This is a genomic window from Tissierella creatinophila DSM 6911 (genome assembly GCF_001940565.1).
GTDB classification, from domain to species: domain Bacteria; phylum Bacillota; class Clostridia; order Tissierellales; family Tissierellaceae; genus Tissierella_A; species Tissierella_A creatinophila.
Window position 1 is genome coordinate 87,266 of the sequence record NZ_LTDM01000043.1, and the last position, 23,784, is coordinate 111,049.

The following is a 23,784-nucleotide window of genomic DNA, read 5'->3' on the forward strand; positions in this document are numbered from 1 at the left end:
TTTTTACTCTTTTTCTTCAACTACTACTCCTATATGACTGCTCCTCTTTATTATCGGATAAGCCATTCCTTTAGCTTTAGGTCTCCATCTTTTCATACGTGGACCTTCGTTCGCGTAAGCGCTAGAAACGTATAAGTTATCTCTATCTAAATTAAGATTATTTTCTGCATTAGCAACCGCTGAATCCAATACTTTTTCAAGAATTCTAGCACCTTTTTTAGGTGTGAATTTTAAAATTGATAGAGCTTCATCTACTTGTTTGCCTGTTATCTCTCTACATATGAAGTTTACTTTCAACGGAGAAATTCTAACATATTTAGCTATAGCTCTTGCTTCCACTTTAATTCCCTCCTTCTAGCATCTATCTAACTCCAGATGATTTTTCGTTTTTATTGATATGGCTTCTAAACGTTCTAGTAGGAACAAATTCTCCTAATTTATGACCTACCATATCTTCAGTAATGTAAATAGGTACATGTTTTCTACCGTCATGAATTGCTATTGTATGGCCTATTAGTTCTGGAAATATAGTAGAACGACGTGACCATGTCTTAATAACTTTTTTTTGATTATCTTTGTTTAATTCTTCCACTTTTTTTAGAAGATGATCGTCTATAAAAGGGCCTTTCTTCAAAGATCTACCCATTGACTATTCCTCCTTTACCGATAAAATTTAACTACTTAGTTTTTCTTCTTCTTACTATATATTGATTCGATTTTTTAGATTTTTTTCTAGTCTTAAGTCCTAAAGCAGGTTTTCCCCATGGAGTTGATGGTGAAGGTCTACCTATCGGTGTTCTACCTTCTCCACCACCGTGTGGATGGTCTACCGGGTTCATGGCACTACCACGAACTGTAGGTCTTATGCCCATATGTCTAGATTTTCCTGCTTTACCTATCGTAATAAGCTCATGGTCTTTATTTCCTACTTGACCAATCGTTGCACGGCATTCTATGCTTATAAGTCTAAATTCTCCTGATGGTAATTTAAGTTGTGCATATTTACCTTCCTTAGCCATAAGTTGAGCTTCAGATCCTGCAGATCTTGCTAATTGACCACCTTTTTCAGGCTTTAACTCTATATTGTGTACTGTTGTACCTACAGGTATGTCCTTTAATTTTAATGCATTTCCTATTTTTATATCTGCATTTTCGCCAGACTCTATAAAGTCTCCTACTTTTAAGCCTCTAGGAGCTATAATATATCTTTTTTCACCATCTACATAATGTATAAGTGCAATATTTGCAGTTCTATTTGGATCATATTCTATAGTAGCTACTCTTCCTTGTATATCATCTTTATCTCTTTTAAAGTCTATTATTCTGTATTTTCTCTTAGCTCCACCGCCTCTATGACGAATAGTGATTACACCTCGAGAGTTTCTTCCGCCTGTTTTATTTAAGCTAACTAATAATGATTTTTCAGGTTCAACACTTGTTATTTCTTCAAACGTTGATACTGTCATCTGTCTTAGAGCAGGGGAAGTAGGTTTAAATTTTCTAACGCTCATTGTTTTACCTCCTTTTTATAAAACTTTTATTCCATTCCTTCGAAGAATTCTATTCCTTTAGATCCTTCTGCTAATTTTACTATGGCTTTTTTCCAGCTAGATCTTCTACCAGAAGTTGCACCTTGTCTTTTCATTTTACCAAGCATATTCATGGTATTTACTTTTTCAACTTTTACATCAAATACACTCTCTACAGCTTTTTTTATTTCAGTTTTATTTGATTTTCTATCTACCATAAAAGTATACTTTCCTTCTGCCATGTCTTCCATACTTTTCTCAGTTATTATTGGCTTAATAATAATATCGTGTGGAATACGCATTATGCATACACCTCCTCCACTTTTCTAACAGCTTCTTTTGTGATAATAAGTGAATTGTATTTCAATATATCATAAACATTCAAATTGCCCACTACTGTAGTTTGAACATTTGGTATGTTGTTAGCTGATTTTATAACATTAGTCTCTGGATTTACAGTTACTATCAATGCTTTTCTATCAGCAGATAATTTATTTAATACATTTACCATATCTTTAGTCTTTGGAGCATCTAATTTAAACTCATCAATAACTATAATTTCGTTTTCTAAGACTTTTGAAGTAAGTGCTGATTTCATAGCAAGTCTTTTAATTTTCTTAGGCACTTTATAGCTATAATCTCTAGGCTTAGGTGCGAATGTAACTCCACCACCTGTCCAATGAGGCGCTCTTATACTACCCGCACGAGCTCTACCTGTACCTTTTTGTCTCCACGGTTTTCTTCCACCGCCTCTTACTTCTGCTCTTGTTTTAGCTGATTGTGTACCTTGTCTTTTATTGGCAAGTTGATTTTTAACAACTTCATAAACTACGTGTTGGTTAACTTCTATACCAAATACATCTTCGTTTAAGTCTATTTGTTCTACTTGATCGCCTTGCATATTATATACATTTACTTTAGGCATTTTACGTCCTCCTTTCGGCCTTATTTATACTCTTTTACTAGTTTGTTTTATAGTTACAAACCCTTTTTTAGGTCCTGGGATAGCACCTTTTATCAAGATTAAGTTCTTCTGAACATCTACTCTTACTACTTCTAGATTTTGAACAGTAACTCTTTCATTTCCCATTCTTCCAGCCATTCTATGTCCCTTCCATACTTTCCCTGGATATGCACTCGCTCCCATACCACCTGGCATTCTATGGAATTTAGAACCATGAGTTTTTCTACCTGTAGAGAAACCATGTCTTTTTACAACACCTTGGGTTCCCTTACCCTTTGATGTTCCAACTATATCAATTTTATCTCCAGCTTCAAAGATATCGACCTTTATTTCTTGTCCTATTTCAAATGCATCTGGATCTTCAACTTTTATTTCTTGTAACACTTCTTTAAGTCCTGCTTCAGCCTTATTAAAGTGTCCTTTTAAAGGTTTGTTAGCCTTTTTCTCTTTCATATCAAAAAAGCCTACTTGGATAGCATTGTATCCGTCTTTTTCAGTAGTCTTCTTTTGAACTACTACTAGGGGTCCTGCTTCTACAACCGACACTGGAATAAACTCTCCATTTTCTCCGAAAATTTGAGTCATCCCAATTTTTCTTCCTAGTATATTTTTCATATATTGCACCTCCTATTTTTTTACAGCGGATTACCACTTGGCAATCTTATAAAAGATCTTATAATTTTATCTCTATATCTACCCCTGCAGGTAAATTTAATTTCATAAGTGAATCTACAGTGGCTTGATTTGGGCTAAGAATATCTATAAGTCTCTTATGAGTTCTTTGCTCAAACTGCTCTCTAGAATCTTTATATTTGTGTACCGCTCTTAGTATTGTGATTATTTCTTTTTCAGTTGGTAACGGCACTGGACCAGATACATCTGCACCTGTTCTCTTTGCAGTCTCTACAATTCTTTGAGCTGATGAATCAAGTAGTTCATGATCATAAGCTTTTAATCTAATTCTTATTTTTTGTTTACCATTGTTTGACATTTGTTTCCCTCCTTTTATCGCATGTTTATTTTTTACATGCGACTTAGAATTGCCGATACACCCTACCGGGTGTTTCTATTTTTTTAAAAAATAAATTGGCAAATCTAGTCGACCGGTTTTAAACCGAACATACTCCACAAAAATTTCCTGCATTTATAACAGCCACCTTTTGTATCATCGCTATGCCTCCAATAAAACACTACTTTAGTTTATAATAAATCACAACAAATTACAAGTGTTTTTTGAAAAAACTTTATTTTTTTAAAAACATTTAAAAAGGAGGATTATCCTCCTTTTTATTTATATTAACCTAAAACTTTAGTTACTACTCCTGAACCTACTGTTCTTCCACCTTCACGGATTGAGAATCTTAGTCCTTCTTCTATTGCTATTGGAGTTATAAGTTCTATTATAAACTTTGCGTTATCTCCTGGCATTACCATCTCTATACCTTCTTCAAGTTGTATATCTCCCGTTACATCTGTTGTTCTAAAGTAAAATTGTGGTCTGTATCCGTTAAAGAATGGAGTATGTCTTCCACCTTCTTCTTTTGATAGAACGTAAACTTCTGATTCGAATTTCGTAAAAGGCTTTATTGATTTTGGTTTTGCTAATACTTGACCTCTTTGAATTTCTTCTCTTTGTACTCCTCTTAGAAGTGCTCCTATATTGTCTCCTGCTTGTGCTTCATCTAGTAGTTTTCTAAACATCTCTACTCCTGTTACTACTACTGTTCTTGCTTCATCTGCTAAGCCTACGATTTCTACGCTTTCGCCTGTTTTTACTATTCCTCTTTCTACTCTTCCTGTTGCTACTGTTCCTCTTCCTGTAATTGAGAATACATCCTCTACTGGCATTAGGAACGGCTTATCTGTATCTCTTATTGGTGCTGGAATCCATTCATCTACTGTTTCCATTAGTGCTAGAACTTTATCTCCCCATGGTCCTGCTGGGTCTTCTATTGCTTTTAGAGCAGATCCTACTGTGATTGGTGTGTTGTCTCCATCAAAGTCATAGTCAGATAGTAGTTCTCTTACTTCCATCTCTACTAGTTCGATTAGCTCTTCGTCATCTACTTGGTCTTCTTTGTTTAGGAATACTACCATTTTAGGTACTCCTACGTTTCTTGATAGTAGGATGTGTTCTCTAGTTTGTGGCATTGGTCCATCTGCAGCGGAAACTACTAGGATTGCTCCATCCATTTGTGCTGCTCCTGTTATCATGTTCTTTACGTAGTCCGCGTGACCTGGACAGTCTACGTGTGCGTAGTGACGGTTTTCAGTTTCGTATTCTACGTGAGAAGTTGAAATTGTTATTCCTCTTTCTCTCTCTTCTGGTGCTTTGTCTATATTTGCATAGTCTATTGATTCACCTGATCCAAATCTATTGTGTAGTACCATTGTTATTGCTGCTGTTAAAGTTGTTTTACCGTGGTCTACGTGACCTATTGTTCCAATATTTACATGTGGTTTTGTTCTTTCAAATTTTGCTTTTCCCATTTCTTTTTTCTTCCTCCTTAGGTAATGATTATTTCTTTCCTACTACTTCTTCTAATATACTCTTTGGCACTGGCTCATAGTGGTCAAACTGCATTGAATATACTCCTCTTCCTTGAGTGTTTGAACGAAGATCTGTAGCGTAACCAAACATCTCAGCTAGCGGAACATATGCATTTACTACTTGTGCTCCACTTCTTAATTCCATGCCCTCTATTCTACCTCTTCTTGAACTAACATCTCCCATAACATCACCCATATACTCTTCAGGTATAATTACTTCTACCTTCATCATAGGTTCTAATAATACAGGACCTGCTTTTGCCATACCTTGTTTGAATCCCATAGAAGCAGCTATTTTAAATGACATTTCGTTTGAGTCTACGTCATGGTATGATCCATCATAAAGAGTAACTTTTACATCTAATACTGGGAATCCTCCGATTATACCAGATTGCATAGCTTCTTGAATTCCAGTGTTAATTGAATTTATATATTCCTTTGGTACTGATCCACCAACTGTAGCATTTACAAATTCATAGCCTTTTCCAGCTTCCTGTGGATCTAATTTTAATTTAACGTGACCATATTGTCCACGTCCACCAGATTGTTTTACATATTTTCCTTCTGCTTCTACATTTTTAGAAATAGATTCTTTATATGCAACTTGTGGATTACCTACATTAGCTTCTACTTTGAACTCTCTTAAAAGTCTATCTACAATTATCTCTAAGTGTAACTCACCCATACCGGCAATTATAGTCTGACCTGTCTCTTCATCAGTATATGTTCTAAATGTAGGATCTTCTTCAGCAAGTTTTGCAAGTGCCGCCCCTAGTTTATCTTGACTAGCTTTAGTTTTAGGCTCTATAGCTACATGGATTACTGGTTCTGGGAATACCATATTCTCTAAGATTATTGGATCATCCTCATCGCAAAGCGTATCTCCAGTTCCTGTATTTTTAAGTCCTACTATAGCAGCTATATCTCCTGCATAAACTTCTTCTACTTCTTCTCTTTTGTTAGCATGCATTAAAAGTAGTCTTCCAACTCTTTCCCTTTTGCCTTTTGTAGAGTTTAATATATAACTTCCTGATTTTATACTTCCAGAGTAAACTCTAAAGTATGCAAGTTTACCTACATAAGGATCTGTTGCTATTTTGAAAGCTAAGGATGAGAATGATGCATCATCATCTGCTTCTCTTGTAAGTTCTTCTTCTAAATCTATGCTCGTACCAACAACAGCTGGTATATCAATCGGTGAAGGTAGATAAGATATTATAGCATCTAGTAAAGGCTGTACACCTTTATTTTTATAAGCAGTACCACATAATACAGGAGTGATTTCTACTTTAAGAGTAGCAGTTCTAATACCTTCCATGATTTCTTCAGTTGTGAATTCTTCACCTTCAAGATATTTTTCCATTAATTTTTCATCATGCTCAGAGATTGCCTCTATAAGTTTTTCTCTATATTCAGCAGCTAATTCTTTTAAATCTTCTGGAATGTCTATTACCTCTATGTTTTCACCTAAGTCGTCATTATAAACTCTAGCATTCATATTAACTAAGTCTATAATACCTTTAAAGTCATCTTCTGCCCCTATAGGTAATTGTATTGGAACAGGGTTTGCCTTAAGTCTATCTTCAATCATTCCAACACCTCTAAAGAAGTCTGCTCCGTTTATATCCATTTTGTTTATAAATGCTAAACGTGGTACATTGTATTTGTCGGCTTGTCTCCATACTGTTTCAGATTGAGGCTCTACCCCACCCTTAGCACAAAATACAGCTACTGCTCCATCAAGCACTCTAAGGGATCTTTCAACTTCAACCGTAAAATCCACATGGCCTGGTGTGTCGATAACGTTAATTCTATGGTCATCCCACATACAAGTAGTAGCAGCTGAAGTAATTGTAATACCTCTTTCTTGCTCTTGTTCCATCCAGTCCATTTGGGCTCCACCCTCATGAGTTTCACCTATTTTGTGTATTTTACCTGTATAAAATAAAATTCTTTCGGTGGTGGTTGTTTTTCCTGCATCAATATGAGCCATTATGCCTATGTTTCTAGTTTTCTTTAGTGAAATTGTTCTTGGCACAATTTTTCCTCCTTATAATTTCGTAAGCCCCATCCACACCTTTAAAACGATATATTACCATCTATAGTGTGCGAAAGCCTTGTTAGCTTCGGCCATCTTGTGAACTTCTTCTCTTTTCTTAACACTTGCTCCTACTCCATTTGCAGCATCAAGAAGCTCTTTGGCTAATCTATCAACCATGTTCTTCTCTCCTCTTTTTCTTGAGTAAGTTACTAACCATCTAAGTCCTAATGTTTCTCTTCTATCTGCTCTAACTTCTATTGGAACTTGATAAGTTGCTCCACCTATTCTTCTAGCTTTTACTTCTAATACAGGCATGATATTGTTTAATGCTCTATAAAACACTTCTAGAGAATCTTCACCTGTCTTTTCACCTATATCTGTTAAAGCGTCATAAACTATAGCTTGAGCAGTTCCTTTTTTACCATCTAACATTATGTTATTTATTAATTTAGTTATGATCACATCATCGTATATCGGATCTGGCATAACTTGTCTTTTTGGTACATGTCCTTTTCTTGGCACTTTTCTTCCCTCCTTAACTATGAAAAAGTAGATTCATTGGTACTCGGTAATCTTGTTACCGTCTGTGCGCTGAATACAATCTATATTAACGGAATAAGTATTCCTGCACTTTACACAATTATTTTTTAACTTTAGCTTTTTTAACACCATATTTTGATCTAGACTGTTGTCTTCCATCAACTCCGGCAGTATCTAAACTACCTCTTACAATATGGTATCTAACACCTGGTAAGTCTTTAACTCTTCCACCTCTTATAAGAACAACACTATGTTCTTGTAAGTTGTGTCCTATTCCTGGGATGTAAGCCATAACTTCAAATCCATTTGTAAGTCTTACTCTGGCAACTTTTCTTAGTGCTGAGTTAGGCTTTTTAGGAGTTACAGTTCTTACAGCAACACATACACCTCTTTTTTGTGGTGAGTTAACAGTTGTTTCTTTCTTTTTTAAAGTATTTAAGTTTACTCCTAAAGCTGGAGTCTTAGATTTAGAAACAAGACTTTTCCTACCATGTCTAATCAATTGATTGATTGTTGGCATCAAGGCACCTCCTTATAATTTATATTAGTAATGCAGCGGTAGCTGCATTAATATCAATTCCACATGCATCTCCCAAATCTTTCATTGTACTAACTTTAATAATTGGGATTTGCTCTTTTTCGCAAAGTGCTAAAATTTCATCTTTAACCTTTTTCTCAGCATCCTCTGCTATATAGACGATACTAGCTGTAGAAGAGAAAATCGCTCTTTTAACTTGATTTAATCCAACTACTTTTTTATCATCTTCTAATCTTTCGGTCATAAACTTTCCCACCTTTAAAACATTTTAAAGATTATGTGGCATGTGCACCACATAATCTTTATGTCACTAGATTAATATAAAGTTTACACACTCACTTATTTTACCATCAGTTATTTTCTATGTCAATAGAATTTTCTTCTAAAAGCTTAATATTTTCTTCTGCAATAAGTTCTACATTTCTATATCTTTTCATTCCAGTACCTGCAGGGATCAGTTTACCTATGATGACATTTTCTTTAAGTCCCAATAGATAGTCTTCTTTACCTTTTATAGCAGCATCTGTAAGAACTTTTGTAGTCTCTTGGAAAGAAGCGGCAGAAAGGAATGAATCAGTTGCAAGCGAAGCTTTAGTTATACCAAGAAGAGTTCTCTCTCCATTTGCAGGAGTTCCTCCTTGTGATATTACATCTGCATTCTTCTTTTCAAATTCATGGAAGTTTACTAAACTTCCAGGCAACATATCAGTATCCCCTGCATCTTCAATCTTTATTCTAGATAGCATTTGTCTAATTATTATTTCAACGTGCTTATCATTTATATCTACACCTTGAAGCCTATATACTCTTTGAACTTCTTTTACTATATAGTTTTGAACTCCTCTTATACCTTTTATCTTTAAGATATCATGAGGATTTACAGATCCTTCAGTAAGCTCATCTCCAGCTTCTACAAAGTCTCCTTTTTTAACTTTTATTCTTGAGCCATAGACTATATTATAGGTAGCTACCTCTCCATCGTTGGCAGTTATAACTACCTCTTTCTTTTTCTTTGTCTCTTGAATACTAACTTCTCCAGATATCTCTGAAATTATCGCAAGACCTTTGGGTTTTCTAGCCTCAAACAACTCCTCAACCCTTGGAAGACCTTGGGTTATATCTGATGCTGATGCAACTCCTCCTGTATGGAATGTTCTCATTGTAAGCTGCGTTCCTGGCTCTCCTATTGACTGAGCTGCTATAATTCCTACAGCCTCTCCCATTCCAACTGGTTCACCTTTTGCTAGATTTATTCCATAACAATGGGCACACACTCCAAATTTAGCATGACAGCCTAGTACAGATCTAACTTTTACTTCCTTTATACCAATATTTTCTATAAAAGCAGCCTCTATCTCTGAAATCATTTCGTTTTTATAAACTATAACAGATCCATCCTCTGGATTTATGATATCTTCAAATGCATATCTTCCATCCAATCTATCTTTTAACTCTTCTATAACTTCATTGCCGTCTCTAAAAGTTTTTACAGGTAAAAACTCATCAGTGCCACAGTCTTCTTCTCTTACTATTACATCTTGACTTACATCTACTAGTCTTCTAGTTAGATATCCTGAGTCTGCAGTTCTTAAAGCAGTATCGGCAAGTCCCTTTCTAGATCCGTGAGTAGAAACGAAGAATTCAAGTACTGATAGACCTTCTCTAAAGTTAGCCTTTACAGGAACTTCTATAGTTCGGCCCGATGCACTTGCCATAAGTCCCCTCATACCAGCAAGTTGTCTTATTTGGTTTTTACTACCTCTAGCTCCAGAAACCGCCATTATATACATGTTGTTTTCAGAATCCAGATTATCCATCAACACATCTGTTACTTCATCTGTTGTTCTATTCCAAATTTCTATTACTTTTTCATATCTCTCCTCATCCGATATAAGTCCTCTTCTATATGACTTTTCAAATTTTTCTACTTCCACTTCTGCTTTTCTGATAAGTTCATGTTTTTCTTGAGGCACATATATATCTCCAATAGATACAGTTACAGATCCTATTGTAGAATAATGAAAACCAGTATGTTTTATATAGTCAAGCACCTCAGATGTAAGAGTGTTTCCATGTTTTCTAAAGCATCTTTCGACTACATTACTTAATTTATTTTTATCAACTACATCATTTACTTCTAATGAATAAGGATCTTGCGTCCTATCTACAAAGCCTAAGTCTTGAGGTATGTTCTGATTTAATATAAATCTACCTACTGTACTTTCTACCAACTTCCCTCTATCGGTATCATTTAATTTAATCCTTACTTTTACAGTTGCATGTATACCTACTTCCTTATTGTAATAAGCAAGCAACATTTCATCGTAATCTTTAAATATTTTACCTTCACCTATTTCTCCATCTCTTTCCATAGTCATATAATAACTACCAAGCACCATATCCTGAGTAGGAGTTGTTATAGGCTTACCATCCTTAGGAGCTAGAATATTATTAGTAGATAACATAAGAAGTCTAGCTTCAGCTTGCGCTTCGGTCGAAAGGGGAACATGAACTGCCATTTGATCTCCGTCAAAATCTGCGTTATAAGCTGTACAAACTAAAGGATGAAGCTTTATAGCCTTACCTTCTACTAGTACTGGTTCAAAAGCTTGTATACCAAGTCTATGAAGCGTAGGGGCTCTATTTAATAGTACAGGGTGATCTTTTATTATTACATCAAGTACATCCCACACTTCTGGTTTTACCCGCTCTACCATTCTTTTAGCAGATTTTATATTATGAGCATGACCTTGTTTTACAAGTTCTTTCATAACAAAAGGCTTAAATAATTCAAGAGCCATTTTCTTTGGAAGTCCACACTGATAAAACTTAAGATCAGGCCCTACAACTATTACAGATCTACCAGAATAGTCTACTCTTTTACCAAGAAGGTTTTGCCTAAATCTTCCTTGTTTTCCCTTTAACATATCTGATAGAGATTTTAAAGGTCTATTTCCAGGTCCTGTTACAGGTCTACCACGTCTACCATTATCTATAAGAGCATCTACTGCCTCTTGTAGCATTCTTTTCTCATTTCTAACTATGATATCTGGTGCTCCTAAATCTAGAAGTCTTTTTAGTCTATTATTTCTATTTATAACTCTCCTATAAAGATCGTTTAAGTCAGAAGTTGCAAATCTTCCACCATCTAATTGAACCATAGGACGAAGATCAGGAGGGATAACAGGTATTACATCTAAAATTATCCATTCGGGTCTATTTCCCGAACCTCTAAAACCTTCCACAACTTCTAATCTTCTGGTGATTCTTATTCTTTTTTGTCCTGTGGCATCTTTAAGCCCTAATTTTAACTCTTTAGATTCTTCCTCTAAATCAATTTTAGCTAAAAGAATCTTCATAGCTTCTGCACCCATCATAGCTTTAAATTTGCCAGGATATTTTTCTTGATAATCTCTATACTCCGTTTCAGAAAGTAATTGCTTTTCATAAAGAGGCGTATCTCCTGCATCTATAACTATATAAGAGGCAAAATAAAGCACTTTTTCTAAAGCTCTTGGACTCATATCTAATATAAGTCCCATCCTACTTGGAATTCCTTTAAAATACCAAATATGAGAAACTGGGGCTGCAAGTTCTATATGTCCCATTCTTTCTCTTCTTACTTTGGACTTAGTAACTTCTACACCACATCTATCACAAACAATACCTTTATATCTTATTCTTTTATACTTACCGCAATGGCACTCCCAATCTTTAGTAGGTCCAAAGATTTTTTCACAAAACAATCCTTCTTTTTCAGGTTTTAAAGTTCTGTAATTAATAGTTTCCGGTTTCTTAACTTCTCCTTTAGACCACTGTCTAATCTTTTCTGGGGAAGCCAATCCAATTCTAATTGAGTCAAAAGTATTTAGTTCAAACAAGGAGCACTTCTCCTTTCTATAATAAATTAATTAGGAATTTAATAATCTTCATCTTCGTCTTCATAATCTTCATCCTCTAGTTCTAAAGGTTCTTCATCTTCTTCGTCTTCTTCGTCTTCATCTTCTTCATCTTCTTCCATAAGGAACCCTAAAGGTAAATCTTTTCCAAGCCTTTTTATTCCTTTAACAGTAGATGATTTTCCTTCTTCGACATCTTCTGAACTAAGGTCTTCTCCAATAAGTTCTAAATCAGTTAATTCATCTTCTACAGATTCTTTAAGTTCTATTTCAGCTTTATCTTCACTTAGAACTTTTATATCTAGTGCTAAGCTTTGCAACTCTTTTATAAGAACTTTAAAGGATTCTGGGATTCCAGGTTCTGGAATATTTTCGCCCTTTACTATAGCTTCATAAGTTTTTACTCTACCTACTATATCATCTGACTTAACAGTAAGTATCTCTTGTAGAGTATGAGCTGCTCCATAGGCCTCTAAAGCCCAAACTTCCATTTCCCCAAACCTTTGTCCACCAAACTGTGCTTTACCTCCTAGAGGCTGTTGTGTAACTAAGGAATATGGACCAGTAGACCTTGCATGTATCTTGTCATCTACAAGGTGATGAAGTTTTAGCATATACATATATCCAACAGTTACAGGATTGTCAAAGAATTCTCCATTTCTACCATCACGAAGCTTAATTTTACCATCTTCTGGGTATCCTGCTTCTTTTAGAGCCTCCATAATATCATATTCGTTTGCTCCATCAAATACGGGAGTTGCTATATGCCATCCAAGTTTTTTAGCTGCAAGTCCTAAATGTACTTCTAAAACTTGACCCAGGTTCATACGTGAAGGAACTCCTAGGGGGTTTAATACTATTTGAACTGGAGTACCATCTGGTAAATAAGGCATATCTTCTTCAGGTAATATCCTAGATATTACACCTTTATTTCCATGACGACCACACATTTTATCTCCAACGCTTATCTTTCTCTTAGTGGCTACATATACTTTTACAGTTTGATTTACGCCTGGAGAGAGTTCGTCTCCATTATCTCTAGAGTAAATCTTTACATCAACTATAATTCCTGCTTCACCGTGAGGAACTCTTAGAGAAGTATCTCGAACTTCACGAGCTTTTTCACCAAATATAGCTCTTAGTAGCCTTTCTTCAGCTGTAAGTTCAGTTTCTCCTTTTGGAGTAACCTTACCAACTAATATGTCTCCTGCTCCAACTTCTGCTCCAATTCTTATAATTCCTCTATCATCAAGATCTTTTAACATATCTTCTCCAACGTTTGGAATGTCTCTAGTAATCTCTTCAGAACCCAGTTTAGTATCTCTTGCTTCGGATTCATATTCCTCAATATGCACTGAAGTTAAAGCATCTTCTATAACAAGTTTTTCACTAAGAAGTATAGCATCCTCATAGTTATAACCTTCCCAAGTCATAAATGCAATTAATATATTCTTTCCTAAGGCAATTTCACCTAAATCTGTACTTGGTCCATCAGCCATAACTGTACCACGACTTACCTTTTCACCCTTCTTTACCATAGGTCTTTGGTTTATAGTAGTACCTTGATTAGATCTTTTAAACTTTAACAATTTGTATCTATCTATTTTTCCATCAGAATCACGTTTTACTAGGATTTCATCCGCGCTTACTTTTTCTATCACTCCATCGGCAGTAGAAACTACTACGACTCCGGAGTCTTTAGCCGCTCTATATTCAATACCAGTACCTATTATTGGAGCTTCAGCTTTTAAAAGAGGCACTGCTTGTCTCTGCATGTTCGCGCCCATAAGTGCTCTATTAGCATCATCATTTTCTAAAAACGGAATCATAGCAGCTCCAATTGATACAAGTTGTTTTGGAGATACGTCCATGTAATCTATTTCTCTACTTGGAAATATATCTACTACTCCATTTTTACCACGAGCTACTACTCTTTGGTTCGCAAATTTATTGTCTTCTGTTAACGGCTCATTTGACTGAGCAATTATAAATTCATCTTCTAAATCGGCAGTTAAATACTCTATCTCACCTGTAGTTCTACCTTCACCTTTTTCAACTTTTCTATAAGGTGCCTCTAAAAATCCATATTCATTTATAGTGGCATAAGTTGTAAGCGATGTTATAAGTCCTATATTTGGTCCTTCAGGTGTTTCTATAGGGCACATTCTTCCATAGTGGGAATGATGCACATCTCTTACTTCAAATCCTGCTCTATCACGACTAAGTCCACCTGGTCCTAGTGCTGACATTCTTCTTTTATGAGTAAGTTCTGCTAAAGGATTTGTCTGATCCATAAACTGTGAAAGTTGAGAGCTTCCAAAGAACTCTTTAATAGATGCAACTACTGGACGAATGTTTATAAGTGCTTGAGGAGTGGCTACATCGACATCTTGAATAGTCATTCTTTCTCTAACTACCCTCTCCATTCTAGATAATCCAATTCTAAATTGATTTTGTAGTAATTCTCCTACTGATCTAAGCCTTCTATTTCCTAAATGATCTATATCATCTGTATGTCCCACACCACTAAATAATCCAAACTCATAGTTTACGCTAGCAACTATATCGTCAATTATAATATGTTTTGGTGATAATTCCTTTATTCTATCTATTATTGCAGTCTTTAATTCTTCTTCATCTTCAATAGTTTCTATAAGTTCTTTCATAAGTGGATAATGAACTTTTTCCTTTAAACCTAATTCTTCTAAGGAAAATGGTAAGTCAAATGCTTTTACACTTACAAAGTTGTTTCCAACTACTCTAATCCTCTTATTTTCAATCAATATATCTACTACATTGATGCCAGCATTTTCTATTTCTATTGCCTGATTTCTAGTAATTTTTTCACCTTTTGCTATGATTATTTCTCCTGTTTCAGAGTTTACTATGTCATCGGCAGCTGTTCTATCATAGATTCTATTAAATAATGCTAGCTTTTTATTGAATTTATATCTACCTACTTTTGCTAAGTCATATCTTCTAGGATCAAAGAACATGTTTGTGATAAGGGATTTTGCACTGTCAACTGTAGGCGGCTCACCCGGTCTTAGTTTTTTATATATCTCAAGCAATGCTTCTTCTTCTGTAGTAGTATTGTCTTTATCTAAAGTCTTTAATACTTGTTCCGTTTCTCCTAATACCTCTATGATTTGATTATTACTAACAATGTTTAAGGCTCTTAGTAATATAGTGATAGGAATCTTTCTAGTTCTGTCAATTCTAACATAGACTATATCATTGGAATCAGTTTCATATTCAAGCCATGCTCCTCTATTAGGAATAATAGTTGCAGCATATAGCCTTTTACCAGTTTTATCTATGCTCTCCGTATAATAAGATCCAGGAGAACGTACTAATTGACTTACTACAACCCTTTCAGCTCCATTAATAATAAATGTACCTTTCTCGGTCATTAAAGGTAAGTCACCCATAAATACTTCTTGTTCTTTTACTTCACCTGTTTCTTTATTTATAAGTCTTACCTTGACTTTTAATGGTGCAGAATAATTTGCATCTCTTTCTCTTGCTTCATCCTCATCATATTTTAAAGAATCTTCAATATGATAATTGACAAATTCTAAAATGAGATTACCTGTATAGTCTTGAATTGGTGAAATATCATCAAAAACTTCCTCTAGACCTTCTTTTATAAACCATTCGTAGGAAGAGTTTTGTACTTCGATTAGATCAGGTAGATCTAAAACTTCATGAATACGCGAGTAACTCATCCTGATGCGTTTCCCAAGTGTTACAGGATGTACCATAAAAAAATTCACCCCTCATTAAACTAAAATATCCAAAAGCATTAAACACTTTTGGTAATACATCTAAACTATTTAATAATATTGACCTTTCGAATATATTTTATACAAAAGGTCATATTATTCCTCATTATGCAATAAATTATGATATCATATTTGAAACTTTAAGTCAAATACTTTATTAATAAATGTTAAAATAAAAAAGGCTCTCTTTCTGAAAGCCTTTTTATATTTTTTGCTTATTTTAATTCTATACTTGCTCCAACTTCTTCTAATTTAGTTTTCATTTCCTCTGCTTCTTCTTTTGAAACTCCTTCTTTAACTGCTTTTGGAGCGTTATCTACTAATTCTTTAGCATCTTTTAAGCCTAATCCAGTTATTTCTCTAACAACTTTTATAACTTTGATTTTTTGATCTCCTGCTGATGCTAACATAACATCAAACTCGCTTTTCTCTGCTGCTGCTGGAGCTGCTTCTCCTGCTGCTGCTGGAGCTGCTGCTGCCATAGGAGCTGATGCACTAACACCAAATTCTTCTTCTAAAGCTTTTACTAGTTCTGATAACTCTAATACTGTTAAATTTTTTACTTCTTCCATTAAGTTTGTTACTTTTTCATTTGCCATTTTTTATAATACCTCCAATAGTTTTTTAATTTAATTTATGCAGTTTTCTCTTCTGCTATAGCGTTTAATACTGTAGCTAATGATCTTATTGTACCTTGTAATACATTTGCAAAACCTTGTATCGGTGAATTGAAACCACCAAGTACTTGAGCGATAAGAACTTCTTTTGATGGTAATTTAGCTAAATTATTAACTCCTTCGATATCAATAACTTTTCCATCTACAATCCCAGCTTTTATTTCTAGTTTTTCATTGTCCTTTACAAACTCAGAAGTGATTTTAGCCGCATTTACTGGATCATCATATCCAAAAGCTATGGCTGATGGTCCTTTTAAGTATTGGTTAAACTCCTCTAAACCTGAATCTTTAAATGCAAATCTCATCATGGTATTTTTATATACCTTGTAATCAACTCCAGCTTCTCTGTACTTACTTCTAAGTTCTGTAAGCTGTTCAACATTTAGTCCTCTATAATCAACTAATACTACTGATTGAGCTTTTTGGATTTTTTCTTTAATTTCTTCAATGTTTTCTGATTTTGCTCTAAGGGTTTGTTCTTTCATTTACTTCACCTCCTAGAAGTTTACAAAATAATAATGGTCTCTACGTAGACACGTAGAGACCATTAATTTGAATACAAATTATTTCGCTCTTACCTCGGTAGGAAATTTAAACCTTAGGTCCCTACTGTCTACAGTTTATTATTTATTTTACCTTTGAATTATATCAAAGGTTTATTTCATTGTCAATAAAAATTAGTCCATTAATTTTTGAGCATTTATCTTAACACCAGGTCCCATTGTGCTAGCAACAGTAACTGATTTTAAATATCTTCCTTTAGCAGCTACCGGTTTTGCTTTTATTAAAGCATCCATCATAGCTAAAAAGTTATCTTTAAGTTTTTCTTCTCCAAAAGAAGCTTTTCCAATAGGAGCATGAACAATACTCGCTTTATCTACTCTATACTCAACTTTACCTGCTTTGATTTCATCAACAGCTTTTGCTACATCAAAAGTTACTGTTCCAGATTTTGGATTTGGCATTAAGCCTTTAGGTCCTAATACTCTACCTATTCTACCTACAACTCCCATCATATCAGGCGTTGCAACTACAACATCAAACTCTAACCAACCTTCAGTTTGAATCTTTGCTACTAATTCATCTCCACCTACAAAATCAGCACCAGCATTTTCAGCTTCTGTTATCTTTTCACCTTTTGCTATAACTAAAACTCTTCTAGTTCTACCTGTACCATGTGGTAAAACAACAGCGCCTCTTACTTGCTGATCAGCATGTCTTGGATCTACTCCAAGTCTTACAGATAAATCAATAGTTTCATCAAATTTTGCTTTAGCTGTTTGTAAAACTATCTCCATAGCTTCATCAACACTATAAAGATTGTGTCTATCTACAAGACCTAAAACTTCTTCATATCTCTTACCTTTTTTTGCCATGTTTATTCCTCCTTGTGGTCTTAACGGATATTCCTCCCACTTTTATTTATCTATTAATTATTCTCCTACTTTTACTCCCATGCTTCTTGCAGTACCAGCAACCATTTTCATAGCTGATTCAACATCTGAAGCATTTAAGTCTTGCATTTTAAGTTCAGCTATCTCTCTAATTTTTTCATTAGATATTGTAGCAACTTTAACTTTATTAGGTTCAGCTGATCCAGATTCAATATTTGTAGCTTTTTTAATTAAAACTGCAGCTGGTGGTGTCTTAGTAATAAAAGTAAACGATCTATCTGCATAGATTGTAATTACTACTGGTATAATAAGACCTGCTTGTTCAGCAGTTTTTGCGTTGAATTCTTTTGTAAATTGCATGATATTTATTCCGTGAGGCCCTAATGCAGTACCAACAGGTGGTGCAGGAGTTGCCTTTCCAGCAGGAATTTGTAATTTCACCATACCTACGACTTTTTTTGCCATAAGTCTTCTACCTCCTCATATCTTTGTGGTTTAGCGGGATTATCCCTCCCACTTCTTATACTCATCTATTTTAAAAGTAAACTTTTAAAAACTACATTCTTTCTATTTGGTTAAACTCTAGTTCAACTAGTGTTTCTCTACCAAACATTGAAACAAAAACTTTAACTTTTGCCTTTTCAAAATTAATATTATCAACAGTACCCATAAAACTTTCAAAAGGACCAGATGTAACTTTGATTACATCTCCTACTTTAAAGTCAATTTGAGGTAAGGTTTTTTCTTGAACCCCTAGTGCCTTTACTTCACTTTCCGATAATGGAACTGGTTTTGATCCAGGTCCTACAAAGCCTGTAACACCTCTTGTATTTCTAATCAAATACCAAGATTCATCCGTTATATGCATCTTTACTAATACATATCCTGGAAATAACTTTCTTTCTTTAACTGTTTGCTTTCCATTTTTTGTATCGGTATATTCTTCAGTAGGCACAGCTATTTCAAGTATTTCTTCACTCATACCTCTATTTTCTACCATTTTTTCTAAATTAGCGCTTACCTTGTTTTCATACCCCGAATAAGTATGCACAACATACCATTTAGCATCTTTTAATTCTTTTCCATTTTCATTGTTATCAGTCATATAATATAAGACCTAAAGGTCTTTACCTCCTTAGTTACTTAATAAATAGTGCCAATACTCTATGTATACCAATGTCTAGTAGGTAAACAATCAAAGAGACGATTCCACTTATTAATATGACTACCCCTGTATAGTTTAACAATTCTTTTTTATTTGGCCAAATTACCTTTTTCATTTCAGCTTTTATACCTTTAAAGTAAGTTGACATTTTTCCTTTTTTAGCTTCAGTTTGAGCCGCCATATTTTTCACATCCTAACCTTTAGTTATTTTGTTTCTCTATGAACTGTATGCGCATTGCAAAATTTACAGTATTTTTTCAGCTCAACTCTTTCTGTTGTATTTTTTTTATTTTTTTTAGAAACATAATTTCTTTGTTTACAATCAGTACAAGCTAGTATAATTCTATCTCTCATCTAATACACCTCCTACCATTTTGTATCAAATCTATATTAAATTCTATCTATCCGCATATATATAATAATAGTACTTATATAAACTATCACAAAACAAATTTTATGTCAATATTTTTTATTTAAATGATCTTAATTTAAATGAATTTAAGATAGTAATTTATCTATAAATAAAAAAGGAGGATAATCCTCCTTTTTATTTATATTAACCTAAAACTTTAGTTACTACTCCTGAACCTACTGTTCTTCCACCTTCACGGATTGAGAATCTTAGTCCTTCTTCTATTGCTATTGGAGTTATAAGTTCTATTATAAACTTTGCGTTATCTCCTGGCATTACCATCTCTATACCTTCTTCAAGTTGTATATCTCCCGTTACATCTGTTGTTCTAAAGTAAAATTGTGGTCTATATCCGTTAAAGAATGGAGTATGTCTTCCACCTTCTTCTTTTGATAGAACGTAAACTTCTGATTCGAATTTCGTAAAAGGCTTTATTGATTTTGGTTTTGCTAATACTTGGCCTCTTTGAATTTCTTCTCTTTGTACTCCTCTTAGAAGTGCTCCTATATTGTCTCCTGCTTGTGCTTCATCTAGTAGTTTTCTAAACATCTCTACTCCTGTTACTACTACTGTTCTTGCTTCATCTGCTAAGCCTACGATTTCTACGCTTTCGCCTGTTTTTACTATTCCTCTTTCTACTCTTCCTGTTGCTACTGTTCCTCTTCCTGTAATTGAGAATACATCCTCTACTGGCATTAGGAACGGCTTATCTGTATCTCTTATTGGTGCTGGAATCCATTCATCTACTGTTTCCATTAGTGCTAGAACTTTATCTCCCCATGGTCCTGCTGGGTCTTCTATTGCTTTTAGAGCAGATCCTACTGTTATTGGTGTGTTGTCTCCATCAAAGTCATAGTCAGATAGTAGTTCTCTTACTTCCATCTCTACTAGTTCGATTAGCTCTTCGTCATCTACTTGGTCTTCTTTGTTTAGGAATACTACCATTTTAGGTACTCCTACGTTTCTTGATAATAAGATGTGTTCTCTAGTTTGTGGCATTGGTCCATCTGCAGCGGAAACTACTAGGATTGCTCCATCCATTTGTGCTGCTCCTGTTATCATGTTCTTTACGTAGTCCGCGTGACCTGGACAGTCTACGTGTGCGTAGTGACGGTTTTCAGTTTCGTATTCTACGTGAGAAGTTGAAATTGTTATTCCTCTTTCTCTCTCTTCTGGTGCTTTGTCTATATTTGCATAGTCTATTGATTCACCTGATCCAAATCTATTGTGTAGTACCATTGTTATTGCTGCTGTTAAAGTTGTTTTACCATGGTCTACGTGACCTATTGTTCCAATATTTACATGTGGTTTTGTTCTTTCAAATTTTGCTTTTCCCATTTCTTTTTTCTTCCTCCTAGATAATTTAAATTATTTTAAGTAAACTCATCCGTGTGTTTCTTTTGTTGTCACTATTGTTATGATGGAGCCCACGACCGGATTTGAACCGGTGACCTCTTGCTTACCATGCAAGTGCTCTACCTACTGAGCTACGTGGGCCAGATGCTAAGTATTTTACTATCAAAACATGTCTTTGTCAATAGATTTTATAAAATTAATTTATAATATATCGACCAAGCTTTTTTTTTATTCTTTGAAGTGCATTATCAATACATTTTGAATCTCTATTTATTTCTAAAGAAATCTCTTCATAGCTCTTTCCCTGTAGATAGTGTTGAATGACTTCAAATTCTAAATCACTTAGCATATTGTTCATCCTAGATTCCATTTTTTCAATTTCTTCTCCAATTATAAAAACCTCCATTGGATCTAAAACTTTTGTACCTTCTATCATATCCATTAATGTTCTATCTGATTCTTCTTCATATATAGGCTTATTTAAAGAAATATAAGAGTTTAAAGGAATATGCTTTTTTCTAGTAGCAGCCTTAATAGCTGTTATTATTTGCCTTTTTATACATATCTCTACAAAAGAAATGAAAGAAATTAGTCTATCTTTATCATAATCTCTAATAGCCTTAAAAAGCCCTATCATTCCTTCTTGAATAATATCGTCTCTATCTCCACCAACTAAAAAATAAGGTGCTGATTTGGCTTTAACAAAGTTTTTATATTTACCTAGTAAATAGTCTAGGGCTGATGAATTACCATCTCTTACGAGTTCAACTATATCTTCATCCTTCATGTATTTATATTCTACCCTGTTGTCATCATATAGTATAGGTATCAAAGTCATCTCTCCCATGTATGAATAATTAACTTCATTATAAATACTTTTTTCACAAAGGTCAAGCTTAATTTATATTTTTTTCCAATTCTCTAATTTGTTTAACAATTCCTCATCTAATCTTTCTAAGGATGAATCGTTTATTTTATTTGTATATTTTATATTCTTATTTATTATTTTCATTTTATTTTCTATTTCTACTTCTAATTCTCTCGCAGATATACGAGTTCCTCCACGGGATAATATAATTTGTTGTTCTAGCCAATCAGATGTTGCAACCCTTACTCTTTTGATTCTTCCTACCTTATCTAATACTTTTTCGATGTAGTGATCTGCTGTCTCTCTTTCTTTTGTGAAAATAACTTTTATACCTTTGTAGTCTACCTCATTACCTAAATTATTTTTTACAAACTGAGCATCAAATACTACTACTATTTTTATACCGGAATAATGGTGATATTCGGCTAAAAGTTCAATAAGCTCATCTCTTGCTTCTTCTAAGTTTATATCTTTTTTTATCTTTAGTTTTTCCCAAGAGTTAATTATATTATAACCATCTACAAATAGGTATTCTTTAGGTTTACGATTTCTTTTTTTCATCTTTTTGCCTTACTACTTCGTATATTAATATGGCAGCAGAAGTAGAGGCATTAAGAGAAGATACATTTCCAAACATAGGTATTTTTATAAGTACATCACACTTTTCACTTACAAGTCTTGATATACCTTTTCCTTCATTTCCTATAACTAATCCAATCGCTCCTTTTAAAGATTCATTATAATAATAGTTTTCTCCTTTTAAATCTGCGCCATATATCCAAAGTCCTTTTTCCTTTAAAGTTTCAATAGTGTTTGATATATTTGTAACATTACTTACCAGGACATGATTTACTGCTCCAGCTGATGCTTTATATACAGTTTGATTTACTCTGGCTGATCTTCTTTTAGGAATTATAACCCCGTGAACTCCAGCACATTCACAGGTTCTAATAATAGCCCCTAGATTATGAGGATCTTCTATTTCATCTAATATAACTACAAATGGAGCTTCATTTAAGCTTTCAGCTTTCTTTAATATATCCTCTAGAGTAGAATATTCAAATCCAGTAACAAAAGCAGCTACTCCTTGATGCACTTCACCTTCACTAATCTCATCAAGCTTTCTTTTGTCTACTTCTTGAATTATGATACCTTTATCTTTTGCAACTCCAATTATCTTTTTGATAGACCCTTTTAAATCTCCTTTTAAAATATATATCTTATCTATTTGTTTTTCTGTCTTAAGTAATTCTAACACAGGGTTTCTTCCCACAACATATAGTTCTTCCATCTACTTTAACCCTCCCTTAAACCTTTTTCTTACATTAACAATGTCTCCACATGTCATAGTTCCTTCTGGACATGTTCCTCTTACGCATCCTGGCCCTGAATTTTTAAATAAATTAGGATATACTTCTTTTACGCATTTAAGCATTTCTATAGAGAGGTTTCTTATCTCCCACTGAGCTCTGTTACAAGTTCTAAGTTTAAAGAAGTTTAAAAGAGTCCTTGCATTCATAGTAAATATAATCTTTGTTTCACACGCATTAGGAAATATATATCTTGCATCTTCTATTGCTTCTTTTTCCGCTTTGTTTTTTGCTTTTTTTGGAGATAATCCATCTTCTATATATTTTTTAAAATGTTTTTCATATAGTATATCCACTAAATCATTATAGTACTGAGTATCTTTTTCCATAGCTTCTATAAATATTTTTTTAGCTTCTTTATCTTGTTCAATTGAAGGAGGAATTATATACTCGAAATTTGAAAGTTTTACATACCTTTGTGATTGTTGAGAATAGCTTGCTATTCTATGTCTTACGAGTTGATGAGTAAGTGTTCTAGATACTCCTTCTACTCCAAATGTAAAACTTATATGCTCAATAGGACTTTCATGCCCTAAATCTACTAGCATATTTAAAAATGATTCTACGTTTTCTTCATTTAAACCTTCTTCTATTTCTTCTATACCTGTGGATGAATAACAAAGCTTAGCAGCCGATGCTACAAGTTTTTCTCCTTCGGGAGTATATCTTAATAGTTTTACTTTTAACATTTACTTT

At 34.0% G+C, this 23,784-nt stretch carries 26 protein-coding genes, 1 tRNA gene and 1 other annotated feature; all 27 genes read right to left on the reverse strand.

Annotation, left to right across the window (positions count from 1 at the left end):
• Positions 1-3: 3 nt before the first annotated feature.
• Positions 4-339: a 50S ribosomal protein L22 gene (gene rplV / locus TICRE_RS09670; protein ID WP_075727537.1), complete on the reverse strand. Its 336-nt coding sequence runs from the start codon at positions 337-339 to the stop codon at positions 4-6.
• A gap of 22 nt (positions 340-361) precedes the next feature.
• Positions 362-646, reverse strand: coding sequence for a 30S ribosomal protein S19 (gene rpsS, locus TICRE_RS09675; RefSeq protein ID WP_075727539.1), 285 nt, complete (start codon positions 644-646; stop codon positions 362-364).
• 31 nt (positions 647-677) lie between these two features.
• The gene (gene rplB, locus TICRE_RS09680; protein ID WP_075727541.1) at positions 678-1,511 is read right to left on the reverse strand and encodes a 50S ribosomal protein L2; all 834 of its coding nucleotides are present in this window, start codon (positions 1,509-1,511) and stop codon (positions 678-680) included.
• Positions 1,512-1,537: 26 nt separating this feature from the next.
• Positions 1,538-1,831 carry a 50S ribosomal protein L23 gene (gene rplW, locus TICRE_RS09685; protein ID WP_075727543.1) on the reverse strand — a complete coding sequence of 98 codons (294 nt, stop codon included), beginning with the start codon at positions 1,829-1,831 and terminating at the stop codon, positions 1,538-1,540.
• Complete coding sequence (gene rplD, locus TICRE_RS09690; RefSeq protein WP_075727545.1) at positions 1,831-2,454, reverse strand: 50S ribosomal protein L4; 624 nt, start codon at positions 2,452-2,454, stop codon at positions 1,831-1,833. The genes rplW and rplD overlap by 1 nt, the downstream gene beginning before the upstream one ends.
• Positions 2,455-2,478: 24 nt before the next feature.
• Complete coding sequence (gene rplC, locus TICRE_RS09695; RefSeq protein WP_075727547.1) at positions 2,479-3,108, reverse strand: 50S ribosomal protein L3; 630 nt, start codon at positions 3,106-3,108, stop codon at positions 2,479-2,481.
• 58 nt (positions 3,109-3,166) lie between these two features.
• The gene (gene rpsJ, locus TICRE_RS09700) at positions 3,167-3,484 is read right to left on the reverse strand and encodes a 30S ribosomal protein S10 (RefSeq protein ID WP_075727549.1); all 318 of its coding nucleotides are present in this window, start codon (positions 3,482-3,484) and stop codon (positions 3,167-3,169) included.
• Between the two features lie 305 nt (positions 3,485-3,789).
• Positions 3,790-4,983 carry an elongation factor Tu gene (tuf, locus tag TICRE_RS09705; protein ID WP_075727551.1) on the reverse strand — a complete coding sequence of 398 codons (1,194 nt, stop codon included), beginning with the start codon at positions 4,981-4,983 and terminating at the stop codon, positions 3,790-3,792.
• 28 nt (positions 4,984-5,011) lie between these two features.
• A complete protein-coding gene (fusA, locus tag TICRE_RS09710; RefSeq protein ID WP_075727553.1) occupies positions 5,012-7,081 on the reverse strand; it encodes an elongation factor G in 2,070 nt (689 codons plus the stop codon).
• 54 nt (positions 7,082-7,135) lie between these two features.
• Positions 7,136-7,606, reverse strand: coding sequence for a 30S ribosomal protein S7 (rpsG, locus tag TICRE_RS09715; protein ID WP_075727555.1), 471 nt, complete (start codon positions 7,604-7,606; stop codon positions 7,136-7,138).
• Positions 7,607-7,724: 118 nt separating this feature from the next.
• Complete coding sequence (gene rpsL / locus TICRE_RS09720) at positions 7,725-8,144, reverse strand: 30S ribosomal protein S12 (protein ID WP_075727557.1); 420 nt, start codon at positions 8,142-8,144, stop codon at positions 7,725-7,727.
• Positions 8,145-8,163: 19 nt separating this feature from the next.
• Positions 8,164-8,406: a ribosomal L7Ae/L30e/S12e/Gadd45 family protein gene (locus tag TICRE_RS09725; protein WP_075727559.1), complete on the reverse strand. Its 243-nt coding sequence runs from the start codon at positions 8,404-8,406 to the stop codon at positions 8,164-8,166.
• 106 nt (positions 8,407-8,512) lie between these two features.
• Positions 8,513-12,043, reverse strand: coding sequence for a DNA-directed RNA polymerase subunit beta' (rpoC, locus tag TICRE_RS09730; RefSeq protein ID WP_075727561.1), 3,531 nt, complete (start codon positions 12,041-12,043; stop codon positions 8,513-8,515).
• A gap of 38 nt (positions 12,044-12,081) precedes the next feature.
• Entirely contained in the window at positions 12,082-15,825 is a 3,744-nt protein-coding gene (gene rpoB, locus TICRE_RS09735) for a DNA-directed RNA polymerase subunit beta (RefSeq protein ID WP_075727563.1), read from the reverse strand.
• A 236-nt stretch (positions 15,826-16,061) separates the two neighbouring features.
• Complete coding sequence (gene rplL / locus TICRE_RS09740) at positions 16,062-16,445, reverse strand: 50S ribosomal protein L7/L12 (protein ID WP_075727565.1); 384 nt, start codon at positions 16,443-16,445, stop codon at positions 16,062-16,064.
• Between the two features lie 35 nt (positions 16,446-16,480).
• Positions 16,481-17,008 (reverse strand): 50S ribosomal protein L10, encoded by a 528-nt coding sequence (gene rplJ / locus TICRE_RS09745; protein WP_075727567.1) that lies wholly within the window; start codon positions 17,006-17,008, stop codon positions 16,481-16,483.
• 20 nt (positions 17,009-17,028) lie between these two features.
• Positions 17,029-17,160 (reverse strand) — a sequence feature (ribosomal protein L10 leader region).
• 40 nt (positions 17,161-17,200) lie between these two features.
• On the reverse strand, positions 17,201-17,899 hold the full coding sequence (gene rplA / locus TICRE_RS09750) for a 50S ribosomal protein L1 (protein ID WP_075727569.1): 699 nt from the start codon (positions 17,897-17,899) through the stop codon (positions 17,201-17,203).
• 57 nt (positions 17,900-17,956) lie between these two features.
• Positions 17,957-18,382 carry a 50S ribosomal protein L11 gene (gene rplK, locus TICRE_RS09755; RefSeq protein ID WP_075727571.1) on the reverse strand — a complete coding sequence of 142 codons (426 nt, stop codon included), beginning with the start codon at positions 18,380-18,382 and terminating at the stop codon, positions 17,957-17,959.
• A 91-nt stretch (positions 18,383-18,473) separates the two neighbouring features.
• Positions 18,474-19,022 (reverse strand): transcription termination/antitermination protein NusG, encoded by a 549-nt coding sequence (gene nusG / locus TICRE_RS09760; RefSeq protein ID WP_075727573.1) that lies wholly within the window; start codon positions 19,020-19,022, stop codon positions 18,474-18,476.
• A 34-nt stretch (positions 19,023-19,056) separates the two neighbouring features.
• Positions 19,057-19,263, reverse strand: coding sequence for a preprotein translocase subunit SecE (secE, locus tag TICRE_RS09765; RefSeq protein WP_075727575.1), 207 nt, complete (start codon positions 19,261-19,263; stop codon positions 19,057-19,059).
• Positions 19,264-19,286: 23 nt separating this feature from the next.
• Entirely contained in the window at positions 19,287-19,436 is a 150-nt protein-coding gene (gene rpmG / locus TICRE_RS09770) for a 50S ribosomal protein L33 (RefSeq protein ID WP_075727577.1), read from the reverse strand.
• 202 nt (positions 19,437-19,638) lie between these two features.
• A complete protein-coding gene (tuf, locus tag TICRE_RS09775; protein ID WP_075727551.1) occupies positions 19,639-20,832 on the reverse strand; it encodes an elongation factor Tu in 1,194 nt (397 codons plus the stop codon).
• An 83-nt stretch (positions 20,833-20,915) separates the two neighbouring features.
• Positions 20,916-20,991, reverse strand: a tRNA-Thr gene (locus TICRE_RS09780).
• A 55-nt stretch (positions 20,992-21,046) separates the two neighbouring features.
• Positions 21,047-21,682, reverse strand: coding sequence for an RNA polymerase sporulation sigma factor SigH (sigH, locus tag TICRE_RS09785; protein WP_233120185.1), 636 nt, complete (start codon positions 21,680-21,682; stop codon positions 21,047-21,049).
• A gap of 69 nt (positions 21,683-21,751) precedes the next feature.
• Positions 21,752-22,279: an NYN domain-containing protein gene (locus TICRE_RS09790; protein WP_075727580.1), complete on the reverse strand. Its 528-nt coding sequence runs from the start codon at positions 22,277-22,279 to the stop codon at positions 21,752-21,754.
• Positions 22,260-23,009: a 23S rRNA (guanosine(2251)-2'-O)-methyltransferase RlmB gene (rlmB, locus tag TICRE_RS09795; RefSeq protein WP_075727582.1), complete on the reverse strand. Its 750-nt coding sequence runs from the start codon at positions 23,007-23,009 to the stop codon at positions 22,260-22,262. Before rlmB ends, TICRE_RS09790 begins: the two co-directional genes overlap by 20 nt.
• Positions 23,010-23,777, reverse strand: a complete 768-nt coding sequence (thyX, locus tag TICRE_RS09800; protein ID WP_075727584.1) for an FAD-dependent thymidylate synthase — start codon at positions 23,775-23,777, stop codon at positions 23,010-23,012.
• Positions 23,778-23,784: the final 7 nt, after the last annotated feature.